The 14,241-nt window shown below is 38.2% G+C and carries 11 protein-coding genes; 3 read left to right on the top strand and 8 right to left on the bottom strand.

From position 1 onward, the window contains the following. Positions 1 to 45: 45 nt before the first annotated feature. The 4 genes from RT41_RS03775 to RT41_RS03760 all read right to left on the bottom strand — a co-directional run bounded on the left by RT41_RS03775 (position 46) and on the right by RT41_RS03760 (position 6,625). Entirely contained in the window at positions 46 to 1,164 is a 1,119-nt protein-coding gene (locus RT41_RS03775) for a 3D domain-containing protein (RefSeq protein ID WP_096817570.1), read from the bottom strand. A gap of 176 nt (positions 1,165 to 1,340) precedes the next feature. Beyond that, positions 1,341 to 3,743, bottom strand: a complete 2,403-nt coding sequence (gene pheT / locus RT41_RS03770; protein WP_096817568.1) for a phenylalanine--tRNA ligase subunit beta — start codon at positions 3,741 to 3,743, stop codon at positions 1,341 to 1,343. Between the two features lie 36 nt (positions 3,744 to 3,779). Further along, positions 3,780 to 4,820 carry a phenylalanine--tRNA ligase subunit alpha gene (gene pheS / locus RT41_RS03765; protein WP_054639103.1) on the bottom strand — a complete coding sequence of 347 codons (1,041 nt, stop codon included), beginning with the start codon at positions 4,818 to 4,820 and terminating at the stop codon, positions 3,780 to 3,782. Between the two features lie 515 nt (positions 4,821 to 5,335). Continuing rightward, complete coding sequence (locus tag RT41_RS03760) at positions 5,336 to 6,625, bottom strand: adenylosuccinate synthase (RefSeq protein ID WP_096817566.1); 1,290 nt, start codon at positions 6,623 to 6,625, stop codon at positions 5,336 to 5,338. A 470-nt stretch (positions 6,626 to 7,095) separates the two neighbouring features. On the opposite strand from RT41_RS03760, the gene hslO reads away from it, so the two are divergent. From hslO to dusB, 3 genes are all read left to right on the top strand, one after another. Beyond that, the gene (hslO, locus tag RT41_RS03755) at positions 7,096 to 7,968 is read left to right on the top strand and encodes an Hsp33 family molecular chaperone HslO (protein ID WP_096817564.1); all 873 of its coding nucleotides are present in this window, start codon (positions 7,096 to 7,098) and stop codon (positions 7,966 to 7,968) included. A 94-nt stretch (positions 7,969 to 8,062) separates the two neighbouring features. Next, positions 8,063 to 8,584 (top strand): dihydrofolate reductase family protein, encoded by a 522-nt coding sequence (locus RT41_RS03750; RefSeq protein ID WP_054639104.1) that lies wholly within the window; start codon positions 8,063 to 8,065, stop codon positions 8,582 to 8,584. Positions 8,585 to 9,135: 551 nt separating this feature from the next. Continuing rightward, the gene (dusB, locus tag RT41_RS03740) at positions 9,136 to 10,143 is read left to right on the top strand and encodes a tRNA dihydrouridine synthase DusB (RefSeq protein ID WP_096817560.1); all 1,008 of its coding nucleotides are present in this window, start codon (positions 9,136 to 9,138) and stop codon (positions 10,141 to 10,143) included. Between the two features lie 34 nt (positions 10,144 to 10,177). On the opposite strand, the gene RT41_RS03735 is transcribed toward dusB, so the two are convergent. The 4 genes from RT41_RS03735 to aspS all read right to left on the bottom strand — a co-directional run bounded on the left by RT41_RS03735 (position 10,178) and on the right by aspS (position 14,212). Next, positions 10,178 to 10,438 (bottom strand): hypothetical protein, encoded by a 261-nt coding sequence (locus RT41_RS03735; RefSeq protein ID WP_096817558.1) that lies wholly within the window; start codon positions 10,436 to 10,438, stop codon positions 10,178 to 10,180. A 119-nt stretch (positions 10,439 to 10,557) separates the two neighbouring features. Beyond that, positions 10,558 to 11,430 carry a YitT family protein gene (locus RT41_RS03730; RefSeq protein ID WP_096817557.1) on the bottom strand — a complete coding sequence of 291 codons (873 nt, stop codon included), beginning with the start codon at positions 11,428 to 11,430 and terminating at the stop codon, positions 10,558 to 10,560. 99 nt (positions 11,431 to 11,529) lie between these two features. Continuing rightward, a complete protein-coding gene (locus RT41_RS03725; protein ID WP_096817555.1) occupies positions 11,530 to 12,459 on the bottom strand; it encodes a YitT family protein in 930 nt (309 codons plus the stop codon). Next, positions 12,440 to 14,212, bottom strand: a complete 1,773-nt coding sequence (gene aspS, locus RT41_RS03720) for an aspartate--tRNA ligase (RefSeq protein WP_096817553.1) — start codon at positions 14,210 to 14,212, stop codon at positions 12,440 to 12,442. The genes RT41_RS03725 and aspS overlap by 20 nt, the downstream gene beginning before the upstream one ends. Between the last annotated feature and the right edge of the window lie 29 nt (positions 14,213 to 14,241).

Raw genomic sequence — 14,241 nt, 5'->3', positions numbered from 1 at the left:
AAGGCTTAACTGTAAGCCTTAATCTCATTTTTATTAGATTTTCTATTATTTCAAAATTGTGATTTGCACTGTTTTTGCTCCCCAAGCCACCGCTTGAGCTACTGTTGGAAAATGAACATCGATATGATTTCCTTTGATTGCACCACCTGTATCCCCAGCTATTGCAATCCCGTAGCCTGGAACTTCAATCAATGAACCCAGTGGAATAACACTTGGATCGACCGCAATACACATCGGATTAGTTCTTAAATCTATTCCCATTGCAGTAATGTAACCAACATTTTGCCATGAATATGCGGTAGCTAAGGCTGTCATCGTTTTGCCCCCATTATTATGACCATTGTTGTTATTTGAACTTCCTGAATTCCCACTATTTCCTGTGCTGTTCGACTGGTTCGAATTTGACGACTGGTTTGACGAACTTGAGCTACTTGAGCTACTTGAACTCTGGGCTGCCTTTTCCTTTGCTGCTTTTGCGGATGCGGCTGCATCCGCAGCGATTTTAGCATCACGTGCTTTTTGTTCTGCAGCAGCTTGAGCTTTCATATCCGATAATAGTTTCTGATTTGAACTGATTTTAGATTGCAAATTAGAAATATTTCCTTGAAGATTACTCACCTCGGACTTGTAAGATTGTTCATTTTGAACTAATTTTTTCTTTGTTTCTTCTAATTGAATCTTCATTTTTTTCAAAGAATTTTGAGTATTTTTCAAATCTTGAACTTGGGCTGATTCTGCTGACATAACAATGTTAAGATTCGCCAATCGTTGAATCATTGCAGTCAAATTATTCGATGACGTTATAATGTCAATTACAGAAATCATCACACCACCATTCGATTGGAGCGAGCGCATTTGATTGGCAATTGAGTTTGTAAGGTTTATTTCGTCTTTTTCTGCTTGTGCAATTTGTGATTCTAAAGTATCAATTTTAGACTGCGCCTCTTGAACTTGAGTCTGAGAATCATTGACCTTTTGGTATAGTTTATTCACCTGGGTCAGTTCTGAATTCAATTGAGATTGGAAGGTGTTTATCTGTTCATTGACGTTACTTTGTGTTGTTGTGTCGGCACTCACAAGTCTTGACGAAACAACAAAAACAGCTAGAAACATACTGAATAAAAGAACCATTTTCCTAATTTTTTTTGAATGTATAATCTTCATATTACACTATTCTATCACAGAACTTTTCCCATGAAGTTTCATTAATGTTAATATTATATCAAAAATATTTATTTTGTGACTTTTTGTGATAATTGTTCATATGTATGTAATATTATTGCAATTTTTTGCTGTAAAAAAAACTACATTTTGAGTAGTCTTTTTTATTTTTATTACGATTAACGGATTTCTGCATTAAGTTTTTCAACTAAATTCTTCGTTACTTTGTTCATTGCTGTATTTATTTCATCATCGGTCATCGTATTTTCAAGGGTTTGGAATGTCAATGTGTACGCCATAGACTTTTTACCAAATGGAAGATTTACCCCTTGATAGATGTCAAAAAGTTCTACCTTGCTTAGGGTCTTGACTCTGCTCTGTTCAATTACTTCAACAATTTCAGCATTTGTAACATTTGAGTCGAGTAACATCGCAACGTCACGAGTCACAGCTTGAACCTTCGGAATGTCAGTGAATATGGTTTGTTCTGGTTGCAATTCAAGAAGGGCTTGTAAATCAATTCCTGCAGCATAAGTTTCAGAAATATCATATTTCTTAGCTGTGGCTGGATGAATTTGACCAACAAAGCCAATGTGGCGTTCTCCCGCTTGAATGACCGCTGTCCGACCTGGATGCATGGCTGGAATCTGATCAGTCGCAACAAAGGTAACATTTTTGATTCCAGCGAGTAATTGCTCCACAATTCCTTTAGCATGGAAGAAATCAACTGGAACAGCATTCCCTTGATATGATTTGTCAACAACATTTCCTGATATGGCAAATGCTAAATTTGGAACCTCTGTTGGACGACCATCCTCCGTATTACTTGGTAAGAAAACATTTCCGACTTCATAAATGGCAACATCTGCATTTTTACGATTTTGATTGTAATTAATGATGTCAAGCAATCCTGGAATCATATTTACACGAAGCGTTGATCGATCCTCTGTCATTGGCATCATTAATGAAGTGGTTGGAAAGTTTTTATCTGCGATAAATTCAAGTGCTTTTTCGGGTGTTACAAGCGAATATCCGATGACTTCTGAAAGCCCACTTGCTTCAACATTTGTCCGAACTTGGCGACGTAATTTTTGCATCGCTGTTAGTTCGCCAGCTTCATTTCCTGCAGGAAGTGTAGTTGGCAAATTGTCATAACCATAAATACGAGCGACCTCTTCGACAAGATCAGCCTCGATTGAAATGTCCCAACGTCGAGATGGGATTTCACAAATAAAGTTTTCCCCATCGATTTTGACACCAAAACCAAGCTGTTTAAAGATTTTTTCAACTGTATTCAGAGATAAATCCGTACCCAAAGCGGCATTAATTCGAGATAGGGTAATGCTTACTACAACTTGTTGAGGTTGGTAATCATTTGATTCGACTACTCCTTTAAGCACGCTACCACCAGCAAGTTCAGCAATCATAGCCGCAGCAAAATCGAGTGCCTCTGTGACTGTCCCCTCGTTAATGCCTTTTTCGAATCGTGCCGATGCCTCAGAACGTAAAGCGAATTTTTGTGACGTTTTACGAATTAATGTTCCGTTGAAAAGTGCTGATTCTAAAGCAACAGTTGTTGTTCCGTCCGTTATTTCGGAATCAAGTCCTCCCATTACACCAGCAAGAGCAACCGGTTTACCGTTTGACGTGATTGCAATATCTTCTTTTGAAAGTTCACGTTCAACACCATCTAGAGTTGTTAATTTTTCACCATCTTCTGCTTGTCGAACAAGAATTTCATTTGAACCAAATTTATCAAAATCAAAGCTGTGCAAAGGTTGACCATAATACATCAAGATATAATTAGTGACGTCAACGACATTGTTAATTGGCCGAACTCCAGCATTCATTAAACGGGTTTGTAACCAAAGTGGACTTGGTGCAATTTTAACCCCTTCAATCACACGAATTTTATAAGTTGGTACCTTGTCAGTACTCACAACAACTTTAATTTTGTCAGCCGTCGCTTTGTCGCTTTCAATCAAATCTTTAGTTGGAAATTGTACAGGCAGACCATAGATACTTCCTACTTCATAAGCAGTACCACGCATAGACAGTGCATCTGCACGATTTGGCGTAATCGACAACTCAATAATTTCATCATCTAAATCAAGATAAGGGAAAATTGAAGTTCCAACCTCAGCATCTGATGGCATTTCGAAAATACCATCTTCATGTTTCATTGGATTAATTTTTTCGTCTATACCAATTTCATCAAGGGCACAAAGCATCCCCATTGATTCAACACCGCGGATTTTTCCTTTTTTAATTTTAATATTATCTACAATGCGTGCCCCAACAAGAGCCGTTATTGTTTTCATCCCCACACGTACGTTATTTGCACCACAGACGATTTGAATTGGTTCTTCTTCACCGATATTAACTTTAGTAATATGGAGGTGTGTTTCTGGGATGTCTTCAGATGATAAAACTTCTCCAACTACCAATTTTGACAAGCCCTCTGCAGGTGACGTAACACCTTCCACTTCAATACCTGTTGTTGACATTTTATATTCCAAGTCACTCGCTGTAGCAGTGAGATCTGGAACAAGTTCTTTTAACCATTTATAACTTACTAACATTTTTTATTTTCCTTTAATTTCTTTCGCGAGCCAGTATTAATCAGCAAATTGTTCCAAAAAACGTACATCGCCTTGATAGAATCCGCGAATGTCATTGATGCCATAACGAAGCATTGCAATACGTTCTTGTCCTAAACCAAAGGCAAATCCGCTATAAATAGTTGAGTCAAGTCCTGACATTTCAAGAACGTTAGGATGTACCATTCCAGCACCTAGAATTTCAATCCACCCTGTGTGTTTGCATACATTACAGCCTTTTCCCCCACATTTAAAGCATGAAATATCAACTTCGACAGAAGGTTCTGTGAATGGGAAATAGCTGGGACGCCAACGCAATTCACGGTCTTGTCCAAACATTTTTTTCATTACAAGGTCAAGCGTACCTTTGAGGTCAGCCATTGTAATATTTTTATCGACAACTAAACCTTCGATTTGGTGGAACTGATGACTGTGCGTGGCATCATCAGTGTCACGACGATAAACACGCCCTGGTGCGATCATACGTAGTCCGCCTTTGCTGAAGTCATGCGCATCCATTGTCCGAGCTTGCATTGGGCTTGTGTGTGTGCGAAGTAATGTTTCATTGTTAATGTAAAAAGTATCTTGCATATCACGTGCAGGATGATCTTTTGGCAAGTTCATCCTTTCAAAATTATAGTGGTCTGTTTCAACTTCGTAGCCATCAACAACTTCATAACCCATCCCTAGAAAAATTTCTTCAATCTCTTCTTCCGTTTGAGTCAAAATATGACGGGTTCCTTTTTTAATTTCAGTGCCAGGCAAAGTCACGTCAATTGTTTCGGCAGCGAGTGCAGCACGCATTGCAAATTCTTCAAGCTCTGCACGTTTTTCTTCGAAGGCGTGACCAAAAACATCACGAAAACTGTTGGCAAGTCCACCAATAGCGGGACGCTCTTCATTTGATAAATCCTTCATTCCTTTGAGGATTTCCGTGAGTTCCCCTTTTTTCCCAAGCATCGTAGTCCGTAATTCGTTCAGTGCTTTTTCATCACTGGCTTCCTTCAAAGCACTGATTGCACGCTCGCGTAATTCTTCAATTCTTTCTTGTAAAGACATCTTTTCTCCAATCTGAATTTCTTAATAGGGTCTGTTTGAATCTGTGAAATTTCTATTTTAACAGCTTGCTATTTTAAAAAATTCAATCTACCGCTCTTGGCGATAGTCCTTTCTTCATTTAATAAGATGGTCATTTTGTTCATTTTATTTTTGTTATGAAAATAAAAAAACGCGATTTTCCACTCCCAAAAGGAGCGAATAACCGCGGTACCATCCTATTTTATTACTTAATTAAGTCGATTATTAAATTTTACATAAGGTGAACTTCAGTGATTTTACATCTTTGCAACTCTCAGTCGGTGATTGCAATTCCCTTTTGATGCTTCAAAACTTACTCTTCTTATGTCTTACTCTCAATTTTATCACTTTTTTAGGCTTTGTCAACGATAATCATTTCAGAGCCTGGTTCCTTGAAATGTTTCCCAAAATAAAAAAGGCTTTGAAACCTTTTTTGGTGATTACAATTATAAAAAGTCTTCTAATACTACTTCCTCTTTGCAGGAAAGATAGCATTCTTAACCCCAGACGCTGTCCAAAACGTTAGTTTGGTCGCGGTCAGGACCAACGGAGAAGGTTGAAATGCGGACTCCAACGAGTTCACTAACTCGTCTCACGTAATTACGTGCTGCTTCCGGAAGTTCCTCGAGCGTACGCATTCCTGTAATATCCTCTGACCAACCTGGCATTTCTTCATACACTGGTTTGCAATCTGCTAATTCTTTAAGACTAGCTGGGTAATGTGAAATTTGTTCACCATTAGATTTTTCATAAGCAACGCAAATTTTAACCGTATCAAGGCCTGTCAGCACATCGATTGAGTTAAGGCTGAGGTTTGTCAGTCCTGACACACGTTTAGAGTGACGCATAACAACAGAGTCAAACCATCCGACACGGCGAGGACGGCCAGTTGTCGTCCCATATTCATGACCGACTTCGCGGATTTGTTGACCTGTTTCATCAAAGAGTTCTGTTGGGAATGGACCATCACCGACACGTGAAGTATATGCTTTACATACCCCAACAACCGTGTTAATTTTTGATGGGCCAACGCCTGAACCGATGGTCACACCACCAGCAACAGGGTTAGAACTTGTTACAAATGGATAAGTTCCTTGATCTATATCGAGCATGACACCTTGAGCGCCCTCGAATAATACCCGTTTTCCATTGTCAAGTGCATCATTTAGAATGACCGATGTATCGCAAACAAATTTTTTAATTTGTTGACCGTATTCATAGTATTCTTCAAAAATATCGTCAAATTCAATTGGTTCGGAATCATACATTTTAATAAATTCACGATTTTTAACTTCAAGATTTGTTCGCAATCGTTCTTCAAAGATTTCTTTGTCAAGCAAGTCAGCGATACGAATTCCAACACGCGCTGCTTTGTCCATATAAGCTGGGCCAATTCCTTTTATTGTTGTCCCAATTTTTTTGTCGCCTTTTGCTTCTTCTTGAAGAAAATCGAGTTTCTTGTGGTAAGGCAAAATTACGTGAGCTCGGTCGGAAATACGTAAACCGCTCGTATCAACTCCATTTTCCGCAAGGTAAGCCAATTCTTCAATTAATGATTTTGGATTGACAACCACGCCATTTCCAATGACAGAAATCTTAGAGGCATCAAAGATTCCAGATGGAATAAGATGCAATTTATATTTTTTCCCTTCGATTACGATGGTGTGACCTGCATTATCACCGCCCTGGTATCGAGCGATAACTTCCGCATTTGAGCTGAGGAAATCTGTAATTTTACCTTTTCCTTCATCTCCCCATTGGGTTCCGACAACGACTACTGATGGCATAATATTCTCCTTTTGAAATTAGAATTCAACATTGAGTGAAATTCCAATCTAACGCATTATTTATTGAAAAATGTTCAGGCCCAAAATATTGAGTAGGCACACAGTTGAGTGAACTGTATCATTTTTCTAGATTAATGCGTTCCTTTCTTAAAATATTTTGCACACTCTGCCCAACATAAATTGAGTAACAATTTATTTATTCAAACAGCTGGCATTCCCGATTAAAATGTATAAATTAGCCGAGAGCTCCTCTTGCACGTTACTTCTATTTTAGCAAAGTTATTCTGACATGATAAGCATATTTCCGATGTTTTTCATAATTTTCCTTTAATTGTTCGGATTTTACTCTTATAATTATTAGATTTAATAAAAAAGCCATGAATTTAGCAACAATTGATGGGTATTCAACTAATGAAGGCTTCTGCATCGATAAGTGTAAACTTTGCAAGCTTTTGTGTTAAAATAGAGCCATGGATAAAATCATTAAATCAATTTCAAAAAACGGTCATTTTCGTGCTTTTGTTTTGGACTCAACAGAAACCGTGCGTGAGGCACAAAAACGCCATCAAACATGGCCAACATCAACTGTCGCCTTGGGTCGAACTTTGATTGCTGCTCAAATTTTGGGGGCAAATGAAAAAGGAGAGGAAAAAATCACTGTAAAAGTCCTAGGTGATGGTGCTCTAGGACCTATCGTTGCCGTGGCTGATAGCAAAGGAAATGTTAAAGGTTATGTGACGCATAAAGAACTTGATTACAAAAAAGGATCAACAGGTGAAGTAATTGTGGCTCCTTTTGTGGGCAATGGTTTTTTTGTTGTCATTAAAGATCTCGGCTTAAAACAACCCTATACAGGAAAAGTCGACTTGATCACAGGTGAAATAGGAGAGGATTTAGCTTGGTATTTTCTTGAAAGTGAGCAAACTCCGGCCTCAGTGGGCTTAAATGTGTTGCTAGACCAAGATGCCGATACTGTAAAAATTGCTGGTGGTTTCATGCTGCAGGCCATGCCCGATGCCACCGAAGAAGAAATTTCGGAAATCGAAAACAACATAAAATCCATGCCATCAATTGCTACAATGCTCGAAGAAACGAATGCGCTTGAAGCGATGTTAAAGGCAATATACGGTCAAATGGAATTCACAAAATTATCTGACACCCCACTTGCTTTTGAGTGTGACTGTTCCAAAGGACGGTTCAGAGATGGAATTAAATCCCTCGGGAATCAAACAATCAATGAAATTATTGAGGAAGATCACGGTGCTGAAATTATTTGCCAATTCTGTGAACGTAAATATGAATTTTCTGAAGAAGAACTCAACGATTTGATTTTGAACAACTAAAATATTTGTTAATAATTACATACAAAAAAATTCTGTCAGTAATGACAGAATTTTTTAAACAGACTTGATTAAATAAAGTCAGAAAAGGAGAAAAATGACTGTAAAACTTTATATCGCCACAACATTAGATGGTTATATTGCAACAGAAGATGACAAGTTAGACTGGCTATTTGAGGTTTCTGGTGATGGTGATAATGGCTATGGAAATTTCATGCACACAATCAGAACTGTCATCATGGGCATGAAAACTTATGACTGGTTAATGAACGATGAGTCGGTCATTAAGAATGGTTGGCCATACTCCGAGCAGGATTCTTACGTATTCACGCGCCAAAATCAAAGTGCCAATACAGCCGTAACATTTGTTAACCCAGATAATATTAGAGAATTTATTTCTACTTTAGCTGGAGATATTTGGGTCGTCGGTGGTGGCGAAATTATTCAGCTCTTTTTGGAGAATGGTTGTGTTGATGAAATGCAAATCACAATTGCTCCAGTACTATTAGGAAATGGACGTCGCCTTTTTCCGAGTGGAAATTACGCGGAAAAATTAAAACTCATTGAAACCAAAACTTATGGTCAATTTGTCGAATTACATTATTTAGTCACGAAATAAAAAAACTGCTGGTATTTTATAAACCAACAAGAACTAAAAATGACAGCACAAAAATAAGACCGAGCAACATTATAAAAGGTACAATAAAGAAATTTTTTGAAGTCAACTGATGATTTGACCAATGATTTATGATTAAGAGAATTGAAATGATGGATTGAACGAGGCACATCAAAGTCATGAGCCCCGATTTGGTCCAAATTCCGTAAATTAAGCTTGTCAGAACAGAATACCATGCAAAACACAGTATCCACATAACTCGTCGTTTTTTATTCATGTTAAAAAAGAGAAATTTATTAAAGTTCACTGCGCTTTTTGTCAATCCTTTGTCGCCTGGAATTTCAGATTGGTTGTTGCCATTAATTTTACTGACTCTGCCAGCTAGGCTCATTCCTTTTTATCGCAATCTCTATTTCGTTCCTAAACGCTAACTTGTCCACCATCTGCTTATTCAAAAGCCTTTTCCGTATTGTATTCTTTTGAATTCGTTTTGTCAAGTTATTTATAAAACTCTAAGCGTTCATTTTAAACCAAAAAATGATAAAATGTAGCTTATGACTATGGATAAAAAATTCAGCACGCCTTGGAAAATTGGCGATATCGATATACAAAATAAAATTGTGCTCGCTCCAATGGCTGGTATTAATAACAAAGCTTTCTTGAAAACAGCAAAAGAGTTTGGTGCAGGACTTGTGGTTACAGAAATGATTTCTGACAAAGGGATTGAACATCGCAATGAAAAAACATTGGGGATGATGGATTTTGAAGGTGTACCGCACCCTCTTTCCATGCAAATTTTTGGTGGTGAAGTTGATACATTGGTTGAAGCTGCAAAATTTGTTGAAGCCAACACTGTGGCAGATATCATTGATATTAACATGGGTTGCCCTGTTCCAAAGGTAACGAAGAATGATGCAGGCTCACGCCTTTTGCTTGATCCTGATAAAGTTTATGATGTTGTTTCGAACGTCAGTAAAGCAATTTCTAAGCCTTTGACTGTGAAAATTCGTTTAGGATGGGATGACGATCATCTCTTCTGTGTCGAAAATGCAAAAGCGATTGAAGCAGCGGGTGGAGCGGCTGTTGCCATGCATTGCCGTACAAAAGCCCAACAATACACAGGTAATGCACAAGATAACTGGCACTGGCTCTCAAAATTAACTGAGGCAGTTAATATTCCTGTTATCGGAAATGGCGATGTAAAGACACCCGAAGATGCAATGAAAATGATTGATCAAACAGGAGTTACAGCAGTCATGATGGGACGTGCTGCCCTTGGTAATCCTTGGATTTTGCACCGCACAGAACATTATTTACGAACTGGAATTTTACTTCCAGAACCTCCTGTTCCTGAAAAAATGGAAATCGCAAAATTACATTTAGCTCGTCTTGTTGACCTCAAAGGGGACAACATTGCATCACGTGAATTCCGCCAACACGCAGCCTACTACCTCAAAGGAGCGAAACGTGCGAGCAAAGTTAAGTTAGCAATTAACGAAGCTGAATCTCAAGCACAAATAGTGAATATCATTGACGAATTTGTAGCCAACTATCAATATTAATCAATGAATAAAAATGGACCCTGAGGGTCCATTTTTATCTTGTCAGAGATGACACATCTTGTCTTGCTCTTGACAGGCGCTCACTTTCAAGCTGTCCGATTGATTTGACACCTTCAACTTGATTTCCGTCAGCGTTAACTGCTGTACGAATTGCTTCAAGCTGTTTAATCGTGCGATCAAGTTGAATCAAATTTTGCATATCATAATCAAAAGTATAATTACTGATTTCACGTTTTGCTTTTTTCAAGTGAATAATCGCTTTTTCGATTTCTTCTGTTGCTCTTGTTGTACGCATGATCTCTCCTTGTGCTAAATCGCATTTGTCTACGCTTTCATTATAACGCAAAGTATCACTTTTTGCACGCCAATTAGGTCATTTTACGAAAAAAAAACCGAGACAAGGTCTCGGTTTTTTTATTTTTTGAGTTCTCTAAAGCGACTTCTTGGGTAAGCAAAATCACCAATCACTTCATGGACATTTATGATGGATGCAAAAGCCATCGGGTCAATGTCATTCAGAGTTTGTCGCAATTCTTGAATTTCACTAGGGTTCAAAACTACATAAAGTACTTCTTTTTGGTGTCCAGAGTAGGCTCCCTCACCATGTAAATAAGTAGCACTACGGCCAAATTCTTGAATAATCAAATCAGCAACTTCACGATGTTTTTCTGTAATAATGAGCATCCCTTTGACCGAGTAACCACCTGACTGAACAATTCCAACAACTTGTGCAGAAACAAAACTTGCAATCAATGTATACATCATTTGTTCAAGATTGATATAAGTCAAAGACAAGGTTAAAACAACTGTATCAAACATAAAGAACGTTTTACCAACTTGGATTCCCTTTTTGGCCTGCACTAATTTGGCAATTATATCTGCACCGCCAGTAGTTCCGCCAAAACGGAAAACCAAACCGATTCCGGCTCCACCAAACACACCTGCTAGCAAGGCAGCAACCAATAAATCATGATGGATATTCAGTGTAAAAGGGATGCGTTGGAATAGAAACATCCAAACCGAGAGCGACGTGATTCCCCAAATGGTATAAAAGAAAGTTCGGCGTCCTAAGAAGCGGTAACCAATAAAGAGCAGAGGAATATTTAATATAATGTTTGTGTAAGACGGGTCAATATGTACTAAAAAGTGGAGAATCAATGAAATACCAGCCACACCACCTTCAGCAAGATGATTGGCCATATTAAACTGAACAAAACCAAAACCGTAAAGTGCAGTACCAAGTGCAATAGCGACAAAGTTTCTAAAATGGAGACTAATTCTTTTCATGAAACTCCTTTTCCTAAAAATATTTATTAATAATCTTGAGCAACGCAACAGTTGCATTATCTAAAAGATATCCCTCAGCTAAACATGAGGGATAAAAAATCAATCATCTACTTCTTCAAATTTTCCAAGAACACGAACATTTTCTGATATTGAGACGAATGCGTGAGGGTCATATTTAGCAATGACGTGTTTAAAATCTTGATATTCATACATGGTGATTACAGAGAATAAAACGGTTCTCTTTTGATGCGTGTAGCCCCCTTCTGAATTATTCAGAATGGTTACACCGTGATTAAATTTATCGAATAATTTTTGAATAAGCAAATCAGGATTTTCTGTTACAATCATAACTTGTAATCGTTTTTGACGCGTAAAAACAGCATCCTGAACACGTGAGTTTACAAAAATGGCAATGAAACTATAAAACATATATTCCCAGCCGAACAAAACGCCAGCCGTGAAAATGATTAATCCATTCACAACAAAACTCAAAGTTCCAACATTACGCCCCGTCTTCTTTCGCATATAAAGACTGACAATATCAGTTCCGCCCGATGAAATGCCCGATTTCATCGCATTTCCAACACCGAATCCCATTATGGCACCGCCAAAAACTGCGTTGATCAATGGATCGGTCGTCAAGGGAGTAACTGGGATAAAATGAATGAAAACCGAACTCATAACAACAGTAATCAAAGTGTAAATAGTGAACTGTTTACCAATTCCACGCCAAGCTAAGACGAACAAAGGCAAATTGATTAAAACAAGCGTCACCGAAATAGGTAAGAAATCATGTCCTGTAATTCGGATAATCAATTCTGAGATAACCTGAGCAAGACCCGTTGCGCCTGATGCATAGACATGTCCAGGTTGATAGAAGAAGTTCAACGCAAAACTTGAGAATACCGCGTAGACAATTGCAGCTGAAAATTTGTTAGCTAATTTTTCTGCACCGATTGATTTTAAAACTTGATAGAGTCCAAACCGATCGAGAATTTTTCCTAAAAATTTATTTATCTTTGTTTGCAAGTTTAATACTCAATTCTTCTAGCTGTTTTTCAGCAACGCTAGATGGTGCTTGTGTCATTGGATCTGTCGCTTTGTTGTTCTTAGGGAAGGCAATCACTTCACGAATATTGTCTTTACCGGCTAATAGCATGACAAAACGGTCAAGGCCAAGTGCAAGGCCACCATGTGGTGGGAAACCATAATCAAGTGCTTCAAGTAGAAAGCCAAATTGTTCTGTTGCGTCTTCAATCGAGAACCCAAGTGCTTCAAGCATCGTTTCTTGAAGTTCACGCGTGTTGATACGAAGTGAGCCACCACCTAATTCATAACCATTCAAAACTATGTCATATGCATGAGCTCTTACATTTTGGAGATCAGATTCTTCAAATGAACCATCAGCACTCAAAAATTCGCGCGTTTCAGAGGTTGGCAATGTGAATGGATGATGAGCGGACATATATCGCCCTTCTTCCTCTGACCATTCAAATAGAGGCCAATCAATCACCCAAAGGAAATTGAATTTACGATAATCAATCAGTCCTAATTCACGCGCTAAAGTTTGACGCAGAGCACCCAAGGCAGTGTTGGCGACTTTCAATTTGTCAGCAACAAAGAGAACCAAGTCATTATTTTCAAGTTTCAATTTTTCTATCAGTGCTGATGAAATTTCCGTTAAGAATTTCGAAACACCACCCGTCAATTCTCCGTTTTCAAATTTCATCCAAGCAAGCCCTTTTGCCCCATTTTGTTTCGCTTGTTCAGTCAATTTATCAATGGCCTTACGTGAATATTTTGTAGCTGCATTTTTGACAACGAGTGCTTTAACAACTGGTGCATCTTCAAAAACTTTAAATCCTGATTGTTTTGTCAGTTCTGACAAATCTTGCAACAACATTTCATAACGAGTATCTGGTTTATCAGAACCATAGAAATTCATTGCATCATCATATTTCATACGTGTGAAAGGTAAGGTAACATCAATTCCCTTTACATCTTTCATGACTTTCGCAATTAATCCTTCAGTGAGCGTTTGAATTTCTTCTTCTCCAAGGAAAGTCGTTTCCAAGTCAACTTGTGTAAATTCTGGCTGACGGTCCCCTCGTAAGTCTTCATCACGGAAACATTTTACGATTTGATAATAACGGTCGAGGCCAGCAGTCATCAACAATTGTTTCATCAATTGAGGAGATTGTGGAAGAGCATAGAATTCGCCTTTATTCACCCGAGAAGGGACAAGGTAATCACGTGCACCTTCGGGTGTTGATTTTGTCAAAAATGGTGTTTCCACATCAATAAAGCCGGTGCCATCCAAATATTCGCGAATTGCATGAGTCGTTGCATGACGCATCCGGATATTTTTTAGCATTTCTGGACGACGAAGATCGAGATAGCGGTATTTCATACGTGTGTCGTCTGAAACTTCAACCCCATCTTTTATTTCAAATGGCGTAGTTTTTGATGTTGACAAAATTTCGATTTCTGTCGCTTCAATTTCAATTGCTCCAGTTTTCATTTTATCATTTTTACTTGCTCGTTCAACAACATGACCTGTCACTTCAAGGACAAATTCATTACGAACATAATCTGCGGCCTCAGCAACTTCTTTACTCGCTGTTTCTGGATTGACAACAATTTGAACCAAGCCTTCGCGGTCACGTAAATCGATGAAAACCAAGCCACCTAAATTTCGACGTTTTGCTACCCAACCTTTAACAGTGACGCTTTGCCCCAAATATTCTTCAGTTATATTTCCTGCGTAATTTGTTCTTTTCATACTAAATTTCTCTTTTTCTTATCCTTCAA

This window comes from Lactococcus fujiensis JCM 16395, from assembly GCF_002441655.1.
Lineage (GTDB): Bacteria > Bacillota > Bacilli > Lactobacillales > Streptococcaceae > Lactococcus > Lactococcus fujiensis.
The sequence above is the reverse complement of the archived record's forward strand: the minus strand, read 5'-3'. Positions and strand labels throughout refer to the sequence as shown.

Excerpts from the sequence above, each read along its gene's own strand:
- RT41_RS03730 (WP_096817557.1), bottom strand. The coding sequence starts at position 11,430 with ATGAAAAGAATTAGTCTCCATTTTAGAAACTTTGTCGCTATTGCACTT.
- RT41_RS03760 (WP_096817566.1), bottom strand. The coding sequence starts at position 6,625 with ATGCCATCAGTAGTCGTTGTCGGAACCCAATGGGGAGATGAAGGAAAA.
- aspS (WP_096817553.1), bottom strand. The coding sequence starts at position 14,212 with ATGAAAAGAACAAATTACGCAGGAAATATAACTGAAGAATATTTGGGG.
- hslO (WP_096817564.1), top strand. The coding sequence starts at position 7,096 with ATGGATAAAATCATTAAATCAATTTCAAAAAACGGTCATTTTCGTGCT.
- dusB (WP_096817560.1), top strand. The coding sequence starts at position 9,136 with ATGACTATGGATAAAAAATTCAGCACGCCTTGGAAAATTGGCGATATC.
- pheT (WP_096817568.1), bottom strand. The coding sequence starts at position 3,743 with ATGTTAGTAAGTTATAAATGGTTAAAAGAACTTGTTCCAGATCTCACT.
- RT41_RS03775 (WP_096817570.1), bottom strand. The coding sequence starts at position 1,164 with ATGAAGATTATACATTCAAAAAAAATTAGGAAAATGGTTCTTTTATTC.
- RT41_RS03750 (WP_054639104.1), top strand. The coding sequence starts at position 8,063 with ATGACTGTAAAACTTTATATCGCCACAACATTAGATGGTTATATTGCA.
- RT41_RS03735 (WP_096817558.1), bottom strand. The coding sequence starts at position 10,438 with ATGCGTACAACAAGAGCAACAGAAGAAATCGAAAAAGCGATTATTCAC.
- pheS (WP_054639103.1), bottom strand. The coding sequence starts at position 4,820 with ATGTCTTTACAAGAAAGAATTGAAGAATTACGCGAGCGTGCAATCAGT.